Genomic DNA, 24,074 nt, shown 5'->3' on the forward strand with positions numbered 1-24,074 from the left:
GCCCATGCCCTTCGCCATCGTCGGCGATAAGCGCCGCCGCTGGCAACAGATGGAGCGGGACTCGGGACTCGGGACTCGGGACTCGGAAAGCGTCGCATGCACTATTCGCCAATGCGCAGCGCCATGCGGCGAGGCCTACGTCGTCCGGGTCCCGGGTCCCGAGTCCCGAGTCCCGGCTTCAACCTCCATCGCTGCCCTGATCGCCTCGGCCAGCATGTCGCCGGTGACCGGTTTACGCACGAAGCAGGCGAAACCGGCCGCCTTTGCCGCGGCCTCGGCCTCGCCGTCCGACCGCGCAGTGACCGCGATCAACGGAAACTCGTAGCCGAACGCGCGCAGCTGCCGCGCCAGCGCCAGGCCATCGAGCGCCGGCAGGTCCAGGTCCAGCAGGCCCAGATCGAAGCTGGCCTGGGTCAGTTCGGTCAGCGCCTCCAGGCCGTGCGCGGCGCACACCACGTGGTGGCCGCGGCCTTGCAGCAGTTCGGCCATCACCTGGGCCACGGTGGGTTCGTCCTCGACCAGCAGGATGCGCAACGGCGCCTGCGCCTGCGCCACCACCGGCAACGGCAGCGGCACCGCGGCCTCGGCCGGCTGCGGCCGCCAGCGCAACGGCAGCGTCACCCGGAAGCGCGCGCCATGCCCGAGCCGGCTGTCGACCTGGATGCGCCCGCCCATCGCCGTCGCCAGCTCTTGGCTGATCGCCAGGCCCAGCCCGCTACCGCCGTAGCGTGCGGCGGTGCGCGGGCCTTCGCCCTGCTCGAAGCGCTGGAACAGCCGCGCCTGCTGCTCGGCGCTGATGCCCGGGCCGGTGTCGGCGACTTCCACGCACAGCCCGTGGCCGCTGCGCAGCGGCGACACATGCAGCGTCACCGAGCCGCTGGCGGTGAACTTGATCGCGTTGCCGACCAGGTTGAGCAGGATCTGCCGCACCCGCACCGCATCGCCGTTGACGGTGACCGCCCCCGGCAGCGTGTCGTGGCACTCGAAGCGCAATCCGCGCGCCTGCGCCAGCGGCGCCATCAGGTTGACCACGTCGGCGATCAGCGCCTGCAGCGCGAACGGCTGCAGGTCCAGCTGCAGGCGCCCGGCCTCGATCCGCGCCAGGTCCAGCGCGTCGTTGACCAGGTGCAGCAGATGCGTGCCGGCGCGGCGGATCGATTCGGTATAGCCGCGTTGTTTGGGGTCCAGCGGCGTGGCCAGCAGCAGTTCGCTCATCCCCAGCACGCCGGTCATCGGCGTCCGCACCTCGTGCCCGAGGGTGGCCAGGAAGCGGGTCTTGGCCAGCGACGCCTGCTCGGCCACTTCCTGCTTGTGCAAGGCCAGTTGCCAGGCGTGCTGGCGGCGCAGGCGGCGGCGGTAGGCGCGCAGCGAGACCAGCAGCAGCAGCGCGGCGGCGGCGAGCAGCCCAGCGATGCCCCAGACGCTGCGCCACCACGGCGGATAGACCCGGAACGGCAGCCGCAACGTCGGCGACCAGGCGCCGTTGCGGGTGCGCGCCTGCACCTCGAGCACGTGTTCGCCGGCCGGCAGCTGCGGCAGCGTGCGCTCACCGCTGGCGCCGACTGCGACCCAGGTGCGGTCGTAGCCGGGCAGGCGGAAGCGGTAACCGATTCCCTCGGGATCGACGAACGACAGCAGCCGCGCCACCACCCGCAGGTCGCGGTCGTCCGGCTGCAGGGCGAAGCCGCCCGCCACCGGCAGCGCCAACAGCCGCTCGCCGCGGCGCACCTGCACGCTCTCCAGGCTCAGCGCCAGCGGCACCGACGGCGGATCCGGCAGGCGCGTGTCCAGCAACGCCACGCTGCCGTCGGCCGTGGCCGCCACCAGCACCCCGTCGGCGGCCATCGTCAGCCCGCGCGCGACCACCTCCTGGCTGCTCAATCCATCGCGCGCGCCGAACGCGCGGACCGCTGGCGCATGCCTCGGGTCGACCCGGAACAGGCCGCGGCGCATGCCCAGCCAGGCGCGGCCCTGTTGATCGACGACCAGGCCCTGCGACTCGGTCGCCGGCACGCCCTCGGCCGCCGCGTAACGGTGCGCCTGCCGCCAATGCCCGCCCTCGCGCCGCCACAGTTCCAATCCGGACAGCCGGTGCACCCACAGGGTCTGCGCATCGGCGAAGGCGAACGCCTGCACCCGTTCGCCGGCGAACTCCGGCGGCGCGCGGAACTGCCCGGTCGCCGCATCCCAGTAGTGCAGACGCTCGGCGGCCAGCCATGGCGTGCCGTCCGGGGCCAGATCGAACGCGGCGATATCGGCCGCCGCGGCCAGGCCGCGCTGCGGGCCGGCGATGTTGTCCAGCACGCGGCCGTCGGCGAGCGCGCGCACCTGCACGCCGAAGCCGGGGGCGGCCACCCACAGGCTGCCGTCGGCACGCTGGCGCATCCAGGTGTTGATGCCGATCTCGGGGGTAGCGTCGGCCGCCGAACTGCGGCCCCAGCCGGTCAGCGCGCCGCCGCCGGCCGACCCGCGCAGCAGCATGGCGCTGCTGCCGAGCCACAGCTCGCCGCTGCCGTCCTCCAGGATCGACAACAGGCGCAAGCTGGGCAGGCGGGTCGTCCACACCGGCGCGCTGAGCACCCCGCTGGACGGCTGCAGCTTGTAGACGTTGCCGCCGTTGCCGGCCAGCCACACGCCACCGTCGCGGGACGGCGCCAGCCCGGAATACAGATCCGGCGCCAGTCCGTGCGCCGGCCCCAGCACCGCCAGCCGCCGCCAATCCGGGCGCAGGTAGCCCAGGCCGCGGGTCGGCAACGACACCCACAGTCCGCCTTCCTTGTCGCGCAACATGCCCACCACCACGTTGCTGCTGGACACCGCCGCTTCGCCCGCGCCGATGTGGCGCAACGGCCCATCGGCCGGCTTGTGCCACAGGCCCTGGCCGTTGCCGAGCCAGTAGCCGCCGCTGCCGTCCTCGGCCATGGACAGCACCCCGCGCTGCAACGCGCCGGTCCAGTCCGCGCGCTGCCAGCGCCCGTCGGCGCCGAGCCGGTATAGATTGCCGTTGGCGCTGACCCACAGGCCGTCGGACAACGCGATCACCGCCGCCACCTTCTGCCGCGCGTCGGTGGCGTCGGGGAGCCGGTAGGCGCTGGCGCGCGTGCCGTCGTAGCGCACCAGGCCCCTGATGGTGCCGACCCACAGCACCCCGGTCGCATCGAACGCCAGACCCACCACCGCGCTGTCGAGCATCGCGTCGATCTCGCTGTCGCCGGCCTGGATGCGCTGCACGCGCCCGTCCGCGGGCAGCCGATACAGGCCGCCGGCATAGGTGCCGAACACCACCTCGTCGCCGCGGCTGGCGATCGCGAACACGTCGTCGCTGCGCAGCGCCGGTTGCGTGGCCGTGTTGAAATGGCGGAAGCCGCGGCGCCCGGCATCGAGCACGCTCAGGCCGCCGCCTTCGCAGGCGACCCAGACCCGGTTGCGCGCATCGACGTGCAGTTCCTGCACGTAATTGCAGCGCAGGGACTGCGGGTCGGCCGGGTCGTGGCGCCAGACGCGGAACTCGCGGCCGTCGTAGCGGGCCAGGCCGTCGCCGCTGGCGACCCACAGGTAGCCGTCGCGATCCAGCCCCAGCCGCGAGATCTCGCTGGACGGCAGCCCATGCTCGGCGCCCAGCACGCGGAACCGCGGCAGCTCCGGCACGGCCGCCAGGGCGCTGGCGCAGCAGCCGGCCAGCACCAGCAGCCAGGCGAGCGTCCAGGCGCGCCGCTGGCGTCGAGGACGGGGGATTTGCATCGACATCGGCTCCAGCGGCAGTGAACGATCGGCGGCGGATGAACACCGGCGCACTGCCGGGGCCGGCCGCGCACAGCGCGGCCGCTCCGTGCCGCCCTTGCGCGGCAGCGTTCTTATACCCCGCGGCACCCAAAAAATCACACCCGGCGCGCCCTGCAACGAACCATTGCGCACAGCGCAGGCGCAGGCGGTGCGGACTGCGCCTAGAATCCGGCCTACTCCCTCGCCTGGCCCACCCATGCTCCAGCGCTGTCTCACCGCCCTGCTGCTGATCTGCCCGACCGCCGCGCTGGCGGCCCCGGCGCAGTACGCCCTGGACCCGGTGCACACCCGCGTGCTGTTCGCGATCGAGCACGCCGGCTTCTCCAAGGCGCTGGGCACCGTGTCCGGCAGCACCGGCACCCTGCTGTTCGACCCGGACGACTGGCGCAGCGCGCGGCTGGATGCGCGGGTGCCGCTGCAACGGCTCGACCTGGGCGACGAAAAATGGAACCGCGCCGCGCTGGCGCGCAACCTGGTCGACGGCGAGCGCTATCCCGAGGCGCACTTCGTCTCCACCCGGATCGAGCCGATCGATGCCACCCATGCCAAGGTGTTCGGCACGCTGACCCTGCACGGCGTCAGCCGCGAGATCGCGCTGGACGTCACCCTCAACGCGCTCAAGCGGCATCCGCTGCCGCCGTTCCGCCGCACCGTGGGCTTTTCCGCCACCGCCACGCTGCAGCGCGCCGACTTCGGCATCGACGCCTGGCCGTCGGTGATCGGCGCCGCGGTCGAACTGCGCATCGAGGCCGAGGCCACCCGCAACGGCGGCGCCGACGCCGAGCCGGCGCCAGCCACCACGCCCACCACCGATCCCGACACCCCGCCCAGCGCCAACCAGGACGCCACGCCATGACCGCCAAGAACACCGCCGAGCGTTGGGGCGGCGTCAGCCAGACCCTGCATTGGCTGATCGCCGCCCTGATCCTGCTGCTCGGCGTGGTCGGCCTGACCATGGGCGAATTGCCGAAGACGCCCAAGTATTTCTGGGTCTACACCGCGCACAAGTCGCTCGGACTGACCGTGCTGGCGCTGGTGATCGCGCGGCTGGGCTGGCGCCTGTACGCCGGCGCGCCCAAGCCGGTGCCGGGCACGCCGAACTGGCAGGAACGCATCGCCAGCGCCACCCACGCGCTGCTTTACGTGCTGATCTTCGCCATGCCGCTGTCCGGCTGGCTGTACGACTCGACCAGCGGCCTGCGCCCATTCCGCTGGTTCGGCCTGGTCGCCGTGCCCAAGCTCAGCGCCCCTGACGAGCGCCTGCGCGACCTGTCGCACGCGGTGCACGAATGGGGCTTCTGGATCCTGATCGCGGTGGTGCTGGCGCATGCCGGCGCCGCCTTCTACCACCACCTGTTCCAACGCGATGCCACCCTGGCGCGGATGTTGCCGCGCGGTTGGCTGAGCCCCAAATCCTGAGGAGTTCCAGCATGTCGTCCCGTTTCGCCTCCCCCGCCGCCGTCGCCGCCAGCCTGGTGGCGATGCTCGCCGCCGCCCCCGCGTTCGCTGCCGACTACGTGCAGGCGCCCGGTTCGAGCCTGGTGTTCGCCAGCAAGTACGACGGCGAAGTGTTCACCGGCCAGTTCCCCGGCTTCGACACCAAGCTCAGCTTCGACCCGGCCAACCTGGCCGCCAGCAAGCTCGATGTGGCGATCCCGCTGGCCGGCGCCAAGAGCGGCAATGCCGACCGCGACTCGACCTTGCAGGGTGCCGACTTCTTCAACGTCGCCAAGTTCGCCACCGCGCACTACCGCGCCGACAAGTTCCGCGCGCTGGGCAACAACCAGTACGCCGCCGACGGCACCCTTGAGCTGCGCGGCGTGACCAAGCCAGTGACCCTGACCTTCACCTGGACCCCGGGCGCGCAGCCGGTGCTGGCCGGCAAGGCCACGGTCAAACGCCTGGATTTCGGCGTCGGCGGCGGCGACTGGGCCGACACCAAGACCATCCCCAACGAAACCGCGATCAGCACCAAGGTCGTGTTCAAGGCGAAGTGAGTCGCCACCGGCCGCAGCGGCACGCGGCCACTGGGCGGCGGATTCCCTCGTCGGGTCCGCCGCTTTTTTTGTGCCCGCACCGGCACGGCGAGGGGTATTGCCGACCGTCTTGCCAGCGATGCCAGGCCGCGTGCGCTGCGCGCCCGCGTGCCGAGGCCGGCCGACAGCGCGCCGCGCCGCCCATGCCACACTTGCGGCATGGAAACGGAGATCTTCAAGACCGCGCGCCTGACCGGCAGACACCTGCGCCTGTCCGACGTCGATGCCCTGGTCGCGGTCTACGCCGATGCCGAAGCCATGCGTTGGGTCGGCGACGGCGAACCGCTGGATCGCGCGCAGTGCGTGGAGTGGGTGGCCGTGTCCGAGCGCAACTACCGCACGCGCGGCTACGGCATGTCCGCGCTGGTGGAGCGGGCCAGTGGCCAGACCGTCGGCTTCTGCGGGCTGGTACATCCGGCCGGCCAGGCCGAGGCCGAACTGAAATACGCGTTCAGGCGCGAGCATTGGGGGCGCGGGCTGGCGACCGAAGCGGCGCGGGCGATGCTGGCCTATGCGTGCGGGGAACTGGGCCTGCGGCACGCGATCGCCACTGCGTATCCGCAGAACCTGGCCTCGCTGCGCGTGCTGCGCAAGGCCGGCATGCAGCCGGCGCCGACCCGCACGGACGCGGACGGCACGCGCATCTGCTGTTTCGTGTGGCAGGCGGCCACGCCGCCGGCAAGCGAGCACGGCGCCGCGCTTCCAGCCACCTCGGCAGCGGAATGAACGCGCGACGCAGTCTGGGACCACAGCGGACCGAATTCGCCGCCTAGCGCACCGCCGCCTGTAGCGCTTCGCCCTCAGTAGTCGAAACGCTCGCCCGCCAGCGGCGGTGTCGCCGCCGGCTGGCGCAGCGCATGCGTGCGTTGCTCGAAGGCGAAACCGTATCCCAGCAGCCGCTGCTCGCTGAACTCCGGGCCCAGGAACGACACCCCCACCGGCAGGCCGTCGGCGCTGAACCCCGCCGGCACGGTCAGCTCGGGCCAGCCCGCCACGCTCGCCAGGCCCGGGCCGAAGTTGCCGAACAAGCCGCGCGCATTGCGCTGCGCGGGTTCTCCGATGCGGTTGATGCGCATGGTCTGGGTCGGATAGACGATCGCGTCAAGGCGGTCGCGGGTCAGCAGCGCCTGCATCGACGCCTTGACGAACTGGCGGCCCTGCTCGCGGGCGGCCAGATAGGACGCGTCGGTCGGCGGCAGCGCCGCGGCTTCCTCGCGGTAGCCGTCGCGGCGCCCCGGATTGGGGAAGGCGCCGGCCGGGGTCGACGCGTTGAGCGCCTCGCTCAACGCCAGGATGTCGGCATGGCGTTGCGGATACCGCGGCGGGAACGACGCCGGCAGATACGCATCGAGGCTGGGTGCGGCTTCGGTGCGCACGATGATCGCCTGCAGTTCGCCGCTCAGGCGCAGCAGCCACGGCGGCAGTTCGATCTCCACCACCGACGCGCCGCTGGCCCGCAACGCGGCGAGCGCTGCCTGCATCGCCGCATCCACCTGTGGGTCGTCGCCGGAAAAGTCGCGCCGCGGAAAGCCGATGCGCGCACCGCGCAGCGCATCGGCACGCAACCCGAGCATGGCATCGGCGGGATCGCGACCGCTCGCATCGCGCGCCGCCGCCGGCCGCCGATCCGCCTCCTGCAGTACGCTCAGGACCAGCGCGGCATCGGCGACGGAGCGCGCGATGGGGCCGACCGCGTCGAGCGTGGGCGCATTCGGCTGGATGCCCGCATAGCCGATCGCGCCGGTGGTCGGACGCAGGCCGACCACGCCGTTGGTCGCGGCGGGCCAGCGCGCCGAGCCGGTGGTGTCGGTCGCGATCCCCACCGGCGCGTAGCCGGCCGCGACACCGACGGCGGTGCCGCTGGACGAGCCGGCCGGGCTGTAGGCGAGGTTGTGCGGATTGCGCGTCTGCCCGCCCAGCGAACTCAGCGCCGGCCCCGAGGCCAGCTCGCTCAGGTTGACCTTCGCCAGGATGATGGCGCCCGCCTCGCGCAGCCGCGCGACCACCGCCGCGTCCGCATACGGCACCGCGCCGCGAAGGCCGTAGAAGCCGAGCGTGGTGGGGAGATCGCCGGTGTTGATGTTGTCCTTGAGCAGCACCGGAATGCCGTGCAGCGGCGAGCGGCGTCCGCTGGCGCGGCGCTCGGCATCCAGCGCGCGGGCCTGCTCCAGCGCGTGCGGGTTGAGGCTGATGACCGCATGCAGTTGCGGATCGTAGGCCTGGATCCGCGCCAGCGACAGCGCGACCAGCCGCTCCGAACTCAAGGCGCCGCTGTCGATCGCGCGGTTGATCTCGGCGATGCTCGCCGTCTGCAGGTCGAACCGGCGCGGCGCCTGGTCGTGCGCCGCGGCGACGCTCCACAGCAGCGCGAGCGCCGCCAGGCCGACACGGTAGGAAAGCCTCATTTCGCCGCCTCTGCGTTTGTCGCCATGCTCGGAATGACCTGTTGTGCGATGCCGCGCCAGGCGTCGCGACCTGCCGCTATTGTTGCCCGGCCGCCAGCCAGGCCGTGAGCTGCGCGAGATCGAACGGCCACTGCAGTTCGCGACCCGCCGCATCGCGCAGCACCGGCACCCGCTCGCCGTAGCGCGCTTCCAGCGCCGCGTCGCCGTCGATGAACACGCTTTCCAGGTCGCCGGCGCGCGCCTGCGCCAGGACCGTCAGTGCCAGGTCGCACAGGTGGCAATCGTCGCGCTGGTACAGGGTCAGGGACAGCGCGGCGGCTCCGATGCTGCGCTGCGGGCGTCCGCAGCAGGCCAGGGGCATAGAATAGACGGTCTTTGGCCTACCACCTCTCCGGCACGCATGGCTGTCAGCACCTTCGACCTGTTCAAGATCGGCATCGGGCCGAGCTCCTCGCATACCGTGGGGCCGATGCGCGCGGCCGAGCGCTTCGTGCACCGCTGGCTGCTGGATCCGGGCCGACTGCACGAGGTGGTGCGGATCCGTGCCGAGGTGTTCGGCTCGCTGGCGCTGACCGGGCGCGGCCACGGCACCGACAAGGCGGTGCTGCTCGGACTGGAAGGGCAGCGCCCGAACCTGATCGACCCGGACATCATCCCGAGCACGCTCGAACGCATCCGCAGCAGCAAGCGCATCAACCTGATGGGCCAGCACAGCATCGCCTTCGACGAGAAGCGCGACCTGGCGCTGAACAAGCGCCAGAAGCTGCCGTACCACACCAACGGCATGCGCTTCACCGCCTACGCCGCTGACGAGCAGGTGATCGCCACGCGCGACTATTACTCGGTCGGCGGCGGCTTCGTGGTCAACCAGGACGACGCCGCCGACGACCGCATCGTCGCCGACGAGACCCCGCTGCCCTACCCGTTCAAGAGCGGCGACGAACTGCTGGCGCAGGCCGCGCGCAGCGGCCTGAGCATCGCCGCGCTGATGTTCGAGAACGAGAAATGCTGGCGCAGCGAGGACGAGATCCGCGCCGGCCTGCGCGAGCTGTGGAACGCGATGCAGGCCTGCGTGGCGCGCGGCATCCGCGAGGAAGGCACCCTGCCCGGCGGCCTGCACGTGTCGCGGCGCGCGCCGGCGCTGTACCGCGAGCTGTCGTCCAAGCCGGAGGCGGCGATGCGCGATCCGCTGACCACGCTGGACTGGGTCAACCTGTACGCGCTGGCGGTCAACGAGGAGAACGCCGCCGGCGGGCGCGTGGTCACCGCGCCGACCAACGGCGCGGCCGGGATCATCCCGGCGGTGCTGCACTACTTCGACCGCTTCTGCCCGGGCAGCGACGAGCAGCGCATCTTCGACTTCCTGCTGACCGCCGCGGCGATCGGCATCCTGTACAAGGAAAACGCCTCCATCTCCGGCGCCGAGGTCGGTTGCCAGGGCGAGGTCGGCGTGGCCTGCTCGATGGCCGCCGGCGGCCTGGTTGCCGCGCTCGGCGGCAAGCCGGGGCAGATCGAGAACGCCGCCGAGATCGGCATGGAACACAATCTCGGCCTGACCTGCGACCCGATCGGCGGGCTGGTGCAGATCCCGTGCATCGAGCGCAACGCGATGGGCGCGGTGAAGGCGATCAACGCCAGCCGCATGGCCATGCGCGGCGATGGCAAGCACAAGGTGTCGCTGGACAAGGTGATCCGCACCATGCGCGACACCGGCCGCGACATGCAGGACAAGTACAAGGAAACCAGCCGCGGCGGGCTCGCGGTGAACGTGATCGAGTGCTGAGCTGATGCCCGCGGCGCGGCCTGCATGCACCAGCGGGGCGCGCGGGGCGTACCTGCGAACGCGGCAAGCCGGCGCCGGCGGCGTCCAGTCCACGGCATCGGCGCGCCCCCTAGCGCGCACGACCGCGTCCCCCGCGCCAGGCCTGCGCGGATGAATCGCCTCGCCGCGGCGGTCGCGATCGCCACGGCGCAGGCGTTTGCTGCAGTGCGGATAAAGATCCGCGCACCAGCGCCGATAGCGACTGTGACGACCCGCCGATTCGGCACTGGAATGCTCTTGCAGTCCCACCCCGCTTCCTGCTGCACCCGTGCGCTGCAGCTGGCCATGCTCCTGGGAGCGTGGTGCTCGCTCGTGCCGACGGCGGCCGCCCTGCAGCCGGACAAGCAGTTCAACCACTACGAAAGCCAACGCTGGGGCCTGGAACAGGGGCTGCCGCAGCTGAGCGTGCAGGCCTTCGCGCAGGACCGGCAGGGCTACCTGTGGATCGGCACGATGAGCGGGCTGGCGCGCTTCGACGGCGTGCGCATGACCACCTTCGGCGAGAAGGCGCCGGCGCACCTGCCCGGCCCGATGATCAAGGCCTTGCACGTGGATCCCAGTGGCGACCTGTGGATCGGGACCTACCGCGGGTTGGCGCGCTACCGCGACGGGCGCTTCAGCAACCTGCTGCCGCAGGATCCGCAGTCGCCGCTATTGAACATCGAAGCGATCGCGGTCGACGCGCAGGGCACGGTGCTGGTCGCGGCGCAGGACGGCGTCTACGCCGTGGTCGGCGACCGCCTGCGCCTGCGCCATCGCATCGCCGACGGTGCCTATGCCCTGCTGCCACGCGGCCGCGAGCTGTGGGTCGGCACGCGCGGCGCCGTGCTGCGTTTCGCCGCCGATGACGACGACGCGCCGCTGCCGCTGCCGGCGGACGCGCGCGAGTCGCCGGTACGGCAGTTGCTGGACGCGCAGGGACGGCTGTGGGCGGGCAGCCGCGACGGCCTGCTGTTCCGCCGCGATGGCCGCTGGCAGCGCCTGCCCGGCGACCCGGCGCTGACCCGGCGCGCGGTGGAAGCGCTGTTCCAGGACAGCGACGGCAACCTGTGGGTGGGCCTGCCCGGCTACCTGCTGCGCGTGCGCGACGGCGGCATCGTCGAGCAGTACGCCGAAGGCAACCAGGACGCCGGCGCCAGCGCGATCTTCGAAGATCGCGAGCGCAACCTGTGGCTGGGCAGCCGCTGGAAGGGCGCGACCCGCCTGTGGAACGGCTGGACGCGCCGCTACAGCAGTTACGAAGGCCTGGCCGACCCACTGGTGTGGACCCTGGCGCGCGATCCCGACGGGTCGCTGTGGGTCGGCACCGGCAGCGGCCTGGCGCGGCTGCGCGATGGCCGCTACCAGCAGGTCCTGAGCCGCGAACAGCTGCCCGCCGATGTCCCCTACACCTTGCTGGCCGAACCCGGCCAGCTGTGGATCGGCACCCGCCGCGGCGCCGTGCTGTACCGCAACGGGCGCGCCACGCTGCCGCCGCTGCTGGCGCCGCTGCGCGAACTGCAGATCAGCGGCATCGTCCGCGACCGCGCGCAGCGCCTGTGGTTCGCCAGCAGCGACGGCCTGTTCCGCAGCGACGGCAGCCGCCTGCATCGCTACGGCACCAGCGATGGCCTGCGCGACCCGCGCATCCGCCTGGTCCACGAGACCGGCGACGGCCGCCTGCTGGTCGGCACCCAGGCCGGCCTGTACGAATTGCGCGGCGAGCGCCTGGTGTCGCTGGCCGACGCCGGCTCGGCGCTGGCCGACGCCGACGTCACCGCCGTGCACGAATTGCCCGGCGGGCAGTGGGTGGTCGGCACGCTGTCGGAACAGCTGTGGGTGTTCGACGGCAAGCGCTGGACCATGTTCGACGAACGCGACGGGCTGCCCGACAACGCCGCGTTCTTCATCGCCGACGACGGCCACGGCAGCCTGTGGGTGGCGGGCCTGCGCGGCGTCTACCGGATGCCGTTGGCGAGCCTGCTCAAGCGCATCGAGGTGCCGGCCACGCCGTTGCAGGCCGAGCTGCTGCTCAACGAGCGCGGCGAGCGCCATGGCGGCGTGCAGGGCCTGTGCTGCAACGGCGCCGGCAACGGCAAGGGCTTCATCGACAACGGCACGCTGTGGCTGCCCAGCCGCGACGGCGTGGTGAGCATGGACACCGCCGGCATCGTCAAGAATCCGGTGGCGCCGCAGCCGGTGGTGGAACGCGTCCGCGCGCAGGGCCGCTGGCTGGCGCCGCAGGCGCTGCGCGAGGCGCCGCTGCCGGCGCAGGCGCGCGACCTGGATTTCGAATTCACCGCCGCCTCGTTCCAGGCCCCGGAGAACGTGGAACTGCGCTACCGCCTGCTCGGCTACGACACCCGCTGGCGCACCCTCGACGACCTCCGCCAGCGCGTGGCGACCTATACCAACCTGCCCGGCGGCGATTACGTGTTCGAAGTCACCGGCAGCAACAACGCCGGCATCTGGGCGCAGGCCCCGGCGCGGCTGCCGCTGCGCATCCGGCTGCGTTTCCAGGAGACGCTGTCCTACAAGCTGCTGCTGGGGCTGGGCCTGCTGGCGCTGCTGCTGCTCGGCATCCGCATGGCGCGCCTGGTCAACCAGCGTCAGCGCGCACAGCTGGAACGGCAGGTGCACAAGCGCACCGAAGCGCTGCAGGCGGCCAACCAGCGCCTGCAGGAAGCCAGCTTCACCGACGACCTGACCCAGCTGCGCAACCGCCGCTACCTGTCGCTGCACATTCCCAGCGACATCGCGCTGTACCGGCGCATGGCCGCCAATGACCAGGACATGCTGTCCTCGGGCATGCTGTTCGCGCTGATCGACATCGACCATTTCAAGGCGATCAACGACAGCGGCGGCCACCACACCGGCGATGCGGTGCTGCAGCAGATGGCGCAGCTGCTGGTCAAGCTGACCCGCGAAAGCGACTACGTGGTGCGCTGGGGCGGCGAGGAATTCCTGCTGGTGCTGCGCTCGGCGCCGCGCGAGAACCTGACCGTGGCCGCCGAGCGCCTGTGCCGGGCGATCGCCGCACACCGCTTCACCCTCGATCACGGCCGCCAGGGTCAGGTCACCTGCTCGATCGGCCTGGCCGAATTCCCGTTCGTGCACGATCCCGACAGCCGCCTGGGCTGGGAACAGTTGCTGATCCTCGCCGACCGCGCGCTGTACCAGGCCAAGGCCAAGGGCCGCAACGGCTGGGCCGCGTACCGGCCGGCGCTGGGCACGCAGGCCGAGCAGGTGCTGGCGGCGTTGCAGGAGCCGGCCGAGCGCATGCAGCACCACGCCTGCCTGAGCCTGGTGCACGGCAACTGCTGAGCCGCGTTGACGCCCCGCGTGCGCGGCGTGGGCTAGAGTCGCCGCGTCCCCCGCAGGTTCTCCCACCGCATGCGCCGACCCCTTTCGTTCCTCGCCGCGCTCGCCGCCGCCTCCCTGTTGCTGCCATGCCATGCCGCCACCCCGGCGCGCTATGGCCCGCAGTTGGAAGGCTTCGACTATCCCTCGAAGGTCGCGCACTACGCCCTCGTCTCGCAAGGTCAGTCCCTGCAGATGGCCTACCTGGACGTGGCGCCGACCGGCACGCCCAATGGCCGTACCGCGGTCCTGCTGCACGGCAAGAACTTCTGCGCCGCGACCTGGGAAGACACCATCGCGGCGCTGAGCGCGCACGGCTACCGGGTGATCGCGCCGGACCAGATCGGCTTCTGCAAGTCGAGCAAGCCGGCGGCCTACCAGTTCTCGTTCGCGCAGTTGGCGGCCAACACGCACGCGCTGCTGGAGCACCTCGGCATCGCCCGCGCGGTGGTGGTCGGGCACTCGATGGGCGGCATGCTGGCGATCCGCTATGCGCTGATGTATCCGCAGGCCACCGACCACCTGGCCCTGGTCAATCCGATCGGGCTGGAAGACTGGAAGGCGCTCGGCGTGCCCTGGCAAAGCGTGGACGCGTGGTACCGAAGCGAACTGAAGACCGACTTCGACAGCATCAAGAACTACCAGCTGCGCACCTACTACGCGGGCCAGTGGAAACCCGAATTCGAACGCTGGGCGCGCATGCAGGCCGGCATGTATGCCGGCCCCGGCAAGCAGGCGGTGGCCTGGAACCAGGCGCTGACCTACGACATGGTGTTCAACCAGCCGGTGGTCTACGAACTGCCGCAACTGAAGGTCGCCACCACGCTGCTGATCGGCCAGAAGGACACCACCGCGATCGGCAAGGCGCTGGCGCCGGAGGCGGTGAAGGCGCAGCTCGGCGACTACCCCGCCCTCGGCAAACGTGCAGCGGCGGCAATCCCCGGCGCCAGGCTGATCGAATTCGCCGAACTGGGCCATTCGCCGCAGGTGCAAGACCCGCAGCGCTTCAACGCCGCATTGCTGGACGCGCTGTCGCACTGACCCGTGCGGCCCGCCGGGCCGCTGCACGGATCCGCCCATTCCATGCCATGCGCCGCTGCGTCGTCCGACCCAGCGGCGCACAGCGCTTGCGCCCTGCAGCATGGCAGGCGCCATCGACTGCCTGCGCGAGCCCGCGGAACCAACGTTGTCACCCATTACTGAGATAGCCACCCCGATTGTTCAGCGCGGGGAATTGACAACGTTATCACCGCATCCGACGGTCCGTTCTCCAGCACGTCCGCACGACCCCGGTCGCGCCCAGGCGTGCTGGAAAGCAGCGCGTACAGGGGGAAAGGTCCGGCTGCCCCGGAAACGCAGGAACCACATCGCACAGGACAGGAGGTTTCACCATGAACGTGAAATTCGCTCTACCGTGGCTGTTGTGCTGTACCGCCCTCGTCGGATTCGCGCCCCAGCTACGCGCGCAGTCGGTGTCGTGCAGCGGAATCGCCGCCTGGGACGCGGCCAAGATCTACCAGAGCGGCGACAAGCTGGTGTTTCAGGGCAAGCTGTACCAGGCCACCACGCAGATATGGAACGCCGCGCCCACCTATTGCACCAGCTGCGGCTGGTACCAGGAACTGGGCACCTGCAGCACCACCGCCAACCAACCGCCGAGCGTGGCCCTGAGCGCGCCGGCCAGCGGCGCCAGCTTCGCCAGCGGCGCCGCGATCACCGTATCGGCGAATGCCGCGGATGCCGATGGCAGCATCGCCAAGGTCGAGTTCTTCCGCGGCGGCACCTCGCTGGGCAGCGACGCCAGTTCGCCGTACAGCGTCACCTGGAACAACGCCAGCGCCGGCAGCCACCAGCTCACCGCCGTGGCGACCGACAACCAGGGTGCGACCGCCACCTCCGCGGCCCGCGGCATCACCGTCACCGGCACCCCGCCCACCGACACCACCGCACCGAGTGTGCCGACCGGCCTGGCCTCGGCCACGCAGACCAGCAGCAGCGTCACCCTGTCGTGGAACGCGGCCAGCGACAACGCCGGCGGCAGCGGCATCGCCGGCTACCGCGTGTACCGCAACGGCACGCTGGTCGGCTCGCCCACCGGCACCGCCTACACCGACTCGGCGCTGGCCGCCGACACCAGCTACAGCTACCAGGTCGCCGCACGCGACAACGCCGGCAACGCCTCGGCCAACAGCGCGGCGCTGAGCGTACGCACCAGGCCGGCCGGCAATGGCGGCGGCAAGCGCGTCATCGGCTACTTCGTGCAGTGGGGCATCTACGGCCGCAACTACCAGGTCGCCGACATCGAGAAGAGCGGCTCGGCCAACTACATGACCCACATCAACTACGCCTTCGGCAACGTGCGCAACAACCGCTGCGAAGTGGGCGTGGTGCAGCCGTCCGATCCCAACACCGGCGCCGGCGGCGACGCGTTCGCCGACTACACCAAGGCGTTCGCGGCCGCGCAGAGCGTCGATGGCGTGGCCGATACCTGGGACCAACCGCTGCGCGGCAACTGGAACCAGCTGAAGAAGCTCAAGGCCAAGCATCCGGGCCTGAAGGTGCTGATCTCGCTCGGCGGCTGGACCTGGTCGCGCGGTTTCGCCAGCGCCGCACGTCCGGAGAACCGCCAGGCCTTCGTGGCCTCGTGCATCGACGCCTACATCCGCGGCAACCTGCCGGTCACCGACGGCGCAGGCGGCGCGGCGGCCGCGGCCGGCGTGTTCGACGGCATCGACATCGACTGGGAATATCCCAACGCCTGCGGCCTCAGCTGCGGCAGCGCCGAGGATCGGCAGAACTTCACCGCGCTGCTGGCCGAGTTCCGGCGCCAGCTCAACGAGGTCCGCTCCGGCCTGCTGCTGACCGTGGCGGTCGGCGCCGGCGTGGACAAGATCCGCGCGACCGATCCGGCGCAGTACCACCCGTCGCTGGACTACATCAACGTCATGACCTACGACTTCCATGGCGCGTTCGAGCCGACCACCAACCACCACTCGGCGCTGTTCGATTCGCCGGCCGACCCGTCCACCGGCGATCAGCGCTACTACAACAGCAACGACGCGATGCAGGCGTTCCTGGATGCCGGCGTGCCCGCGGCCAAGCTCAACCTCGGCATCGGCTTCTACGGGCGCGGCTGGAGCAACGTGCCCAACGTCAACAACGGCCTGTACCAGAGCGGCAGCCCGGCGCCCGGCACCTACGAGGCCGGCATCGAGGACTACAAGGTCCTGAAGAACGCGGCCGGCACCTCGCATACCGACAGTGCCGCCGGCGCGCACTGGAAGTACAACGGCAGCACCTTCTGGAGCTACGACACGCCCGGCGTGATCACCCAGAAGATGGGCTACGTGAAGGCGCAGGGCCTGGGTGGTGCCTTCTTCTGGGAGTTCAGCGGCGACGCGCCGCAGGCGGAACTGGTCAAGGCGGTCAGCAACGGCCTGCAATAGGCGGCGCAGCGACGCCATCCAGCAAACGAAACGCCGGCGCAAGCCGGCGTTTCTCTTTGCGCGTCCCGACACGGGGCCGGACGCCGTCGCGGTGCACGCAATCGCTCAGTCGGCGGCGATGCGCAACACGTCGTCGAGCAATGCGGCCGCGGTCACCTCGGCGCCGGCACCCGGGCCCTGGATCAACAACGGCTGCTGCAGGTAGCGGTCGCTGTGCAGCGCGACGCGGTTGTCGGTGCCGGCGCCGCTGGCCAGCGGATGGTCCAGCGGCAATGCGCGCAACGCCACCGACGCGCCGTGCGCATCGAAACGGCCGACGAAGCGCAGGCAGGCGCCGTTCGCGCTGGCCTGCGCCAGGCGCGCGGCCAACGGCGCATCCAGCGCCGACAGCGCCGCGTCCAGCTCGCTCGGCGCAGCCGCGGCCAGCGCCGGCGGCAGCAGCGACTCCACCTGCACCTGCTCGGCGCGCAGCGGCAGCCCGGCAGCGCGCGCCAGGATCAGCAGCTTGCGGCGCACGTCCTCGCCGGACAGATCCTCGCGCGGATCCGGCTCGGTATAGCCGGCCGCCGCCGCTTCGCGCACGCAGTCCGAAAACGCCTGTGTGCCGTCGTAACGATGGAACAGCCACGCCAGCGACCCCGACAGCACGCCCTCCACCGCATGGATATGGTCGCCGCCGGCGACCAGCGCGCGCAGGCTGCTCAGCAGCGGCAGGCCGGCGCCGACCGTGGCGCTGTCGCCGTAGTGGGTGGCGCCTGCATGCCGCGCCGCCTCGATCTGTTGCGCGCGCTCCAGCGCCGCGCCGCGCCCGAGCTTGTTCGCGGTGACCACGTGCACGCCGCGCGCCAGCCACTGCGCATGCCGCTGCGCGACCGCGTCGCTGGCGGTGGCGTCGACCAGCACGTCGCCACGGCGCAGCTCGTCCGCCGCGAGGTCGTGCGCTCGCGTGCCGCGCGGCGCGGCGTTGGCCGCGTCCAGCGCGTGCGCGCTGGCATTGGGCAGGCACGCCTGGCGCGTGCGCGAATTGGCCAGCCAGGCGAAGGCCGGCAGGCCCGCACGCCGCTGCTGCAAGGCCTGGTAGCGCGCGACGAAGGCGCGGCCGACGGTGCCGGTGCCGAGCAAGGCCAGCTGCGGCGCATGCGGCGCCGACTCGGCGCGCAACCGCGGCGCAAGCGCGTCGTCGGCGAGGCGGCTCACGCGTCCACCCGTTTGCGCGCCACCGCCTCGCTGGCCTGCTGCGCGCGCAGCAGACCGGCCTGCAGGTCGGCGACCAGGTCCGCACTGGACTCGATGCCCACCGACAGGCGCAGCAGGCCGTCGCCGATGCCGGCATTGGCGCGCGCCTCGGCGGTCATCGCCGCATGCGTCATCGACGCCGGATGCGCCACCAGGCTCTCGACCCCGCCCAGCGATTCGGCCAGGGTGAAATAGCGCAGGCCATCGACGAAGGCGCGCACCTCGGCTTCGCCGCCGGCCAGCTCGAAGCTGATCATCGCGCCGAAGCCCTGCTGCTGCCGCGCCGCGACCGCGTGGCCCGGATGCGTGGCCAGGCCCGGGTAGTAGACCTGGCTGACCGCCGCGTGCCCGTCCAGCAGCGCCACCACCGCCTGCGCGTTCTCCTGGTGCACGCGCAGGCGCGCATCCAGCGTGCGCAGGCCGCGCAGGGTCAGGAACGCATCGAACGGCGAACCGGTCAGGCCCAGCGCGTTCGCCCACCACACCAGCTGCTGGTGCAGCTCGGCATCGGCGGCGATCACCGCGCCGCCGACCACGTCGCTGTGGCCGTTGACGTACTTGGTGGTGGAGTGGATGACGACGTCGGCGCCGAACGCGATCGGCTTCTGCAGCGCCGGCGACAGGAAGGTGTTGTCGACCACCGCCAGCGCGCCGGCCTTGTGCGCGGCATCGATGACGAAGCGCAGGTCGGTGATGCGCAACAGCGGGTTGGACGGGGTCTCGATCAGCACCAGCTTCGGCGCCTGCGCCAGCGCCTCGGCCAGCGAGCGCGGATCGGTCAGGTCGGCGGTGATCAGGTCGAAATGGCCCTTCTTGGCCAGCGCGTTGAACAGCCGCCAGCTGCCGCCGTACGCATCGTGCGGCACCACCAGCTTGTCGCCCGGCTGCAGCAGCGCGTTGAGCACCAGGTTGATCGCGCCCATCCCGGTGGCAGTGATGACGCCGCCGGCGCCGCCTTCCAGTTCCGCCAGCGCTTCGCCGAGCAGGTCGCGGGTCGGGTTGCCGCTGCGCGTGTAGTCGTACTGGCGCTTGTTGCCGAAGCCGTCGAAGCTGAAGTTCGACGACAGCACGATCGGCGGGGTCACCGCGCCGTAGGCGGTATCGCGGTCGATGCCGGCGCGCACCGCGGCGGTGGCGGCGCTACAGGGCAGATCGTTGTCGTGGGCAGTGCTCATGCGGTAGCTCCGGTGGGGCGAAGGGCGGTGACGAGGATCGCGTCGATGCGGTCGGTTTCTTTCAGGAAGGCGTCGTGGCCGTACGGCGAGCGCAGCACGCGCAGGCTGCCGCGCGGGCCCAGCCCTTCGACCAGGGTGACCAGGTCGGCCAGTGGCACCAGGCGGTCGCCTTCGACCGCGACCACCACGGTCGGCACGGCGACGGCGGCCGGATCGATGCGGTGCAGGTCGATGGATTCGGACAGGCGCAGGTAGGCGTTGACCTGGGTGCGCGCCACGTACTGCGCGCCGGCAGCATCCAGGTAGTCCTCGGCGGCGACGCGGACACGGCCGTTGATCACTTCCGGCGGCGCATTGAAGCGCTCGCCGAACTCTTCCGGGGTGCGGTAGCTGAGCATCGCGAACTGTCGCGCCAGCGACAGCCCATGGCTTTCGGCGCACTGCAGCTGGCCCAGCGCCACCGCGCGGCGCTGCAGCGCGCGCCACGCCGCGGCATACGGATGCGCGCGGTGCGCGCCGCTGACCGCGACCAGCTTGTCCAGGCGCTGCGGATGCCGCACCGCCAGCTGCAGGCCGACCAGCGCGCCGTAGGAATAGCCGACGAAACCGTGCAAGCGGTCGATGCCCAGCGCGTCGAGCAGCGCGGCGATCGCATCGGCCTGGTCGGCGCTGTCGATCGGCGCGTCCAGGCTGCCGTCGGCACCGACGAAGTCGAACGCCAGCAGCCGCCGCTGGCTCGGGTCCAGCGCACGGCCGGCAGCAACCAGGCCCTCGGCCCAGCCCTTCTCGGGAAAGCTGGCATTAGCGGCCAGGTGGCGGTGCGCGGAGATGCCGCCGGCGACGAACACCACCGGCGCCTGCGCCGGGCCGGTGAGTTCGTAGCGCAGGCGCAGCAACTGCACGCCGGCATGACGCAGCGGCAGCGCCACCGCGACTTCGCTGCGCAGCGCGAGCACGCCATCGGCGGCCGGCGCGACGGCAGCGGCAGGACGGTCGAACGGCGCATTCACGGCAAGGGGGCGGTTGGGCGTATTCACGAGGCTCATGGCGATATCCGGGGAGGAACGGCCATCGAGCTTCGCGGAGCTCGCGTTCGACGTGCGGAAGGCACGAATCGAACCATCTTTCGGCGGACGCGGTGGTCCCCGCAGGATTTGGCACCTACACGGTCGCTTGCGCGTCCGCTGGCTGCCCCGGCATCAAAGGGCCTGTCCCTCCGCCGGTCTCGATGGTGGAGCCACGATGCCAGCGTTTTTCGGCAATGTCAAATCTCTTTATTCGGATGGAGAGATATAAGAGGCCGTGGCCGCGGCTACCGCATACTCCGCGCTGCCACGGCGCTCCCCACGCCGGCGCCAGGAGCCCCGATGCCCGGCCAGTGCCAGGCCCCCGCCACCGCCCGAGAAGCTTCCGCGTTCCCGCAGCGCCGCCGCGCCGCGCCGCGTTGGCGGCTGTGCATCGCCTGGTCGCTGCTGGCCGCGGTGCCTGGACTGGGTGCGGCGGCGACCCTGTATGCCTGGAAGGATGCCGACGGCGTCGCCCATTACGGCGACCACGTCGCCGATCCGCAGCGCGAAGCGGCATCCGGACCACCTCCGCCGACGCGTCCTTCGGCCGCCCAGACCGCCCTGGCGCGACTGCGCCTGGACGGCCAGGCCCCGCGCCAGCAGGCCTGGGCCGACAACCGTCTGGACGGCCCGGTGCAGGTGCACCTGCGCTACCGCCACGTGGACAACGTCGCCGCGGTCCCGGCGCTGCCACTGCGCACGGTGCTGCCGGCCCGCGGCAGCGCGCTGCTGTCGCGGCTGTACGCCAGCGACCCGCGCTACGCCAGCCAGTTCGACCTGGTCCTGGAGGCCGTCCCCGGCGATCCGGCCGCCAAGCCGCAGGACGCCCTGTACCGGCTGCCGTTCGACGGCGTCCCGGTGCGGGTGGACCAGGGCGTGGGCGGCCGCTTCAGCCACCACGACGCGCAGAACTACTACGCGCTGGATTTCGCCCTGGCCGAAGGCACTCCGGTGCTGGCCGCGCGTGCCGGCACGGTGATGCAGGTGGAAACCGGCTTCGCCGAGGCCGGGCTGGACCGCGAGACCTTCGGCGGTCGCGCCAACTTCGTGCGCATCGTGCACGCCGACGGCAGCATGGCGCTGTACGCGCACCTGGCGCCGCAGGGCGTGGCGGTGCATGCGGGCCAGCGCGTCGCCGCCGGCGAACGGCTGGCGCTGTCCGGCAACACCGGCCTGAGCACCGCGCCGCACCTGCACTTCGCCGTGCAGGCCAACCGCGGCATGCGCCTGGAGTCGATCCCGTTCCGCATGGCCGGGGCGCTCGGCGAACTCAAGCTGCCGCGCAGCGAAGAAGCCGCGCAACCCGTGGCCGGCGCCGCGGCGCTATAATTCCGCCCTTCCCTGTAGCCGTGATCGCCCAGTGGGCGCCGTTGCCATGTCCGATGTTGCCCAGGAAGCTGCGCGCCGCCGCACCTTCGCCATCATTTCCCACCCCGACGCCGGCAAGACCACGCTGACCGAAAAGCTGCTGCTGTTCGGCGGCGCGATCCAGATGGCCGGCTCGGTCAAGGGCCGCAAGGCCGCGCGCCACGCGACCTCCGACTGGATGGCGCTGGAGAAGGAGCGCGGCATCTCGGTGACCTCGTCGGTGATGCAGTTCCCGTACGAAGGCAAGATCATCAACCTGCTCGACACCCCCGGCCACGCCGACTTCGGCGAGGACACCTACCGCGTGCTCACCGCGGTGGACTCGGCGCTGATGGTGATCGACGTAGCCAAGGGCGTGGAAGAACGCACCATCAAGCTGATGGAGGTGTGCCGGCTGCGCGACACGCCGATCATGACCTTCATCAACAAGCTCGACCGCGAAGGCAAGGACCCGATCGACCTGCTGGACGAAGTGGAGACCGTGCTCGGCATCCAGTGCGCGCCGGTAACCTGGCCGATCGGCATGGGCCAGCGCCTGAAGGGCGTTGTGCACCTGATCAGCGGCGAAGTGCACCTGTACGAGCAGGGCCGCAACTTCACCCGCCAGGACTCGACCATCTTCCCGTCGCTGGACGCGCCCGGCCTGGCCGAACGCATCGGCGAGCAGATGCTGGCCGAACTGCGCGACGAGCTGGAACTGGTGCAGGGCGCCAGCCATGCGTTCGACCTGGACGCCTACCGCGCCGGCAAGCAGACCCCGGTGTTCTTCGGCTCGGGCGTCAACAACTTCGGCGTGCAGCCGCTGCTGGATTTCTTCGCCGAACATGCGCCGCCGCCGCAGCCGCACGCCACCACCGGCCGTCCGGTGCAGCCGACCGAGGAAAAGCTGACCGGCTTCGTGTTCAAGATCCAGGCCAACATGGATCCGCAGCACCGCGACCGGGTCGCGTTCATGCGCATCTGCTCGGGCCGCTTCAGCGCCGGCATGAAGACCCTGCACGTGCGCACCGGCAAGGACACCAAGCTGGCCAACGCGCTGACCTTCATGGCCAGCGACCGCGAGATCGCCGCCGAGGCCTATCCCGGCGACGTCATCGGCATCCACAACCACGGCACCATCTCCATCGGCGACACCTTCACCGAAGGCGAGGCGCTGTCGTTCACCGGCATCCCCAACTTCGCCCCGGAACTGTTCCGCCGCGCGCGGCTGCGCGACCCGCTCAAGCTCAAGCAGTTGCAGAAGGGCCTGGCGCAGTTGTCCGAGGAAGGCGCCACCCAGTTCTTCCGCCCGCTGATGAGCAACGACCTGATCCTGGGCGCGGTCGGCGTGTTGCAGTTCGAAGTGGTCGCCTACCGGCTCAAGGACGAATACGGCGTGGACGCCAGCTTCGAACCGGTTGGCGTGGTGACCGCGCGCTGGGTGCATTGCGACAACGCCAAGAAGCTGGAGGAGTTCCGCGAGAAGAACGCGATGAACCTGGGCATCGACGGCGCCGGCGAACTGGTCTACCTGGCACCGACCCGGGTCAACCTGCAACTGGCGCAGGAACGCGCGCCGGACGTGCGCTTCGCCGCGACCCGCGAGCACGCACACAGCGTCGCGCTGGACTGATCGCGCCGGGCCGACGCTGCACGGCGCGCGGGCGTGAACCGCGCGCCAATTGCTGCGCCGCAACGGATGCGAATCGCTCGCAAGTGCGGTACCGTTTGCGGCCATGGAAGCCGACCAGCCGTCTTCGCTCATGCACGCCGACGCGCCGCCTTCTACGGACTGGCGCGACGAACTCGCCAGCGCCCTGACCCACGGTCTGGGCGCGGTCGCCGCACTGGCCGGCAGCTCGGTGCTGATCACCCTCGCCGCGATCTACGGCGACGGCTGGCAACTGGCCGGTGCGATCGTGTTCGGGGTCGCGTTGCTGCTGCTGTACACCGCCTCCACGCTGTATCACGCCATCCCGCATCCCGGCGCCAAGGCGCGGCTGCAGGTGCTGGACCACTGCGCGATCTACGTGCTGATCGCCGGCACCTACACCCCGTTCACCCTGGTCGGCCTGCGCGGTCCCTGGGGCTGGGGCCTGTTCGCGGCGATCTGGACCATCGCCCTGGCCGGCGTGATCTTCAAGCTGTTCTTCACCGGCCGCTTCCGGCTGCTGTCGACCATCCTGTACCTGGCCATGGGCTGGCTGATCGTGGTCGCGATCGAGCCGCTGCTGCACTCGGTGGATGTCCCGACCCTGTGCTGGCTGCTGGCCGGCGGCCTGTTCTACACGCTCGGCACCTACTTCTACCAACGCGACACGGTGCGCTACTTCCATGCGATCTGGCACCTGTTCGTGCTCGCCGGCAGCGTCTGCCACTTCGTCGCGGTCACCGCACAGGTGCTCTAGCGCCACGCAC

General features: G+C 71.1%; 17 protein-coding genes and 1 riboswitch. Of the genes, 11 read left to right on the forward strand and 6 right to left on the reverse strand.

The genetic code is table 11. The features are described 5' to 3' along the window. Positions 1-135: 135 nt before the first annotated feature. Positions 136-3,741 (reverse strand): hybrid sensor histidine kinase/response regulator, encoded by a 3,606-nt coding sequence (locus NUG20_RS15205; protein ID WP_263395283.1) that lies wholly within the window; start codon positions 3,739-3,741, stop codon positions 136-138. A 238-nt stretch (positions 3,742-3,979) separates the two neighbouring features. Between NUG20_RS15205 and NUG20_RS15210 the strand changes: the two genes are divergently transcribed. The 4 genes from NUG20_RS15210 (at position 3,980) to NUG20_RS15225 (ending at position 6,545) form a co-directional block, all read left to right on the forward strand. After that, complete coding sequence (locus tag NUG20_RS15210; RefSeq protein ID WP_263395284.1) at positions 3,980-4,639, forward strand: YceI family protein; 660 nt, start codon at positions 3,980-3,982, stop codon at positions 4,637-4,639. Continuing rightward, positions 4,636-5,202 carry a cytochrome b gene (locus tag NUG20_RS15215; protein ID WP_263395285.1) on the forward strand — a complete coding sequence of 189 codons (567 nt, stop codon included), beginning with the start codon at positions 4,636-4,638 and terminating at the stop codon, positions 5,200-5,202. Before NUG20_RS15210 ends, NUG20_RS15215 begins: the two co-directional genes overlap by 4 nt. 11 nt (positions 5,203-5,213) lie before the next feature. Beyond that, positions 5,214-5,780, forward strand: coding sequence for a YceI family protein (locus tag NUG20_RS15220; RefSeq protein ID WP_263395286.1), 567 nt, complete (start codon positions 5,214-5,216; stop codon positions 5,778-5,780). Between the two features lie 198 nt (positions 5,781-5,978). Further along, entirely contained in the window at positions 5,979-6,545 is a 567-nt protein-coding gene (locus NUG20_RS15225; protein WP_263395287.1) for a GNAT family N-acetyltransferase, read from the forward strand. A 74-nt stretch (positions 6,546-6,619) separates the two neighbouring features. Here the strand turns inward: NUG20_RS15225 and NUG20_RS15230 are convergent, their stop codons facing one another. Beyond that, positions 6,620-8,224 carry an amidase family protein gene (locus tag NUG20_RS15230; RefSeq protein ID WP_263395288.1) on the reverse strand — a complete coding sequence of 535 codons (1,605 nt, stop codon included), beginning with the start codon at positions 8,222-8,224 and terminating at the stop codon, positions 6,620-6,622. 76 nt (positions 8,225-8,300) lie between these two features. Beyond that, positions 8,301-8,534, reverse strand: coding sequence for a glutaredoxin family protein (locus NUG20_RS15235; protein WP_263398496.1), 234 nt, complete (start codon positions 8,532-8,534; stop codon positions 8,301-8,303). Positions 8,535-8,624: 90 nt separating this feature from the next. Here NUG20_RS15235 and NUG20_RS15240 point away from each other — a divergent pair, with 90 nt between their 5' ends. The 4 genes from NUG20_RS15240 (at position 8,625) to NUG20_RS21860 (ending at position 16,831) form a co-directional block, all read left to right on the forward strand. Next, positions 8,625-10,007 (forward strand): L-serine ammonia-lyase, encoded by a 1,383-nt coding sequence (locus NUG20_RS15240; protein ID WP_263395289.1) that lies wholly within the window; start codon positions 8,625-8,627, stop codon positions 10,005-10,007. 351 nt (positions 10,008-10,358) lie between these two features. Further along, positions 10,359-13,349, forward strand: coding sequence for a ligand-binding sensor domain-containing protein (locus tag NUG20_RS15245; protein WP_263395290.1), 2,991 nt, complete (start codon positions 10,359-10,361; stop codon positions 13,347-13,349). Positions 13,350-13,418: 69 nt separating this feature from the next. Continuing rightward, on the forward strand, positions 13,419-14,426 hold the full coding sequence (locus NUG20_RS15250; RefSeq protein WP_263395291.1) for an alpha/beta fold hydrolase: 1,008 nt from the start codon (positions 13,419-13,421) through the stop codon (positions 14,424-14,426). A 350-nt stretch (positions 14,427-14,776) separates the two neighbouring features. Continuing rightward, positions 14,777-16,831: a glycosyl hydrolase family 18 protein gene (locus tag NUG20_RS21860; RefSeq protein WP_317852725.1), complete on the forward strand. Its 2,055-nt coding sequence runs from the start codon at positions 14,777-14,779 to the stop codon at positions 16,829-16,831. 105 nt (positions 16,832-16,936) lie between these two features. Here the strand turns inward: NUG20_RS21860 and NUG20_RS15265 are convergent, their stop codons facing one another. The 3 genes from NUG20_RS15265 to NUG20_RS15275 are packed head-to-tail and all read right to left on the reverse strand — an operon-like array spanning position 16,937 to position 20,288. Continuing rightward, positions 16,937-17,992 carry a homoserine dehydrogenase family protein gene (locus NUG20_RS15265; RefSeq protein WP_263398497.1) on the reverse strand — a complete coding sequence of 352 codons (1,056 nt, stop codon included), beginning with the start codon at positions 17,990-17,992 and terminating at the stop codon, positions 16,937-16,939. A 32-nt stretch (positions 17,993-18,024) separates the two neighbouring features. Further along, a complete protein-coding gene (locus NUG20_RS15270; protein ID WP_263395292.1) occupies positions 18,025-19,242 on the reverse strand; it encodes an O-succinylhomoserine (thiol)-lyase in 1,218 nt (405 codons plus the stop codon). Next, on the reverse strand, positions 19,239-20,288 hold the full coding sequence (locus NUG20_RS15275) for a homoserine O-succinyltransferase MetX (protein WP_263395293.1): 1,050 nt from the start codon (positions 20,286-20,288) through the stop codon (positions 19,239-19,241). The genes NUG20_RS15270 and NUG20_RS15275 overlap by 4 nt, the downstream gene beginning before the upstream one ends. A 70-nt stretch (positions 20,289-20,358) precedes the next feature. Then, positions 20,359-20,477: riboswitch (SAM riboswitch) on the reverse strand. 132 nt (positions 20,478-20,609) lie between these two features. On the opposite strand from NUG20_RS15275, the gene NUG20_RS15280 reads away from it, so the two are divergent. The 3 genes from NUG20_RS15280 (at position 20,610) to NUG20_RS15290 (ending at position 24,064) form a co-directional block, all read left to right on the forward strand. Next, complete coding sequence (locus tag NUG20_RS15280) at positions 20,610-21,638, forward strand: M23 family metallopeptidase (RefSeq protein ID WP_263395294.1); 1,029 nt, start codon at positions 20,610-20,612, stop codon at positions 21,636-21,638. Positions 21,639-21,684: 46 nt separating this feature from the next. Then, positions 21,685-23,289, forward strand: a complete 1,605-nt coding sequence (locus tag NUG20_RS15285) for a peptide chain release factor 3 (protein WP_263395295.1) — start codon at positions 21,685-21,687, stop codon at positions 23,287-23,289. Between the two features lie 130 nt (positions 23,290-23,419). Continuing rightward, positions 23,420-24,064 carry a PAQR family membrane homeostasis protein TrhA gene (locus NUG20_RS15290; RefSeq protein WP_263398498.1) on the forward strand — a complete coding sequence of 215 codons (645 nt, stop codon included), beginning with the start codon at positions 23,420-23,422 and terminating at the stop codon, positions 24,062-24,064. Positions 24,065-24,074: the final 10 nt, after the last annotated feature.

This window comes from Xanthomonas sp. CFBP 8443, from assembly GCF_025666195.1.
Lineage (GTDB): Bacteria > Pseudomonadota > Gammaproteobacteria > Xanthomonadales > Xanthomonadaceae > Xanthomonas_A.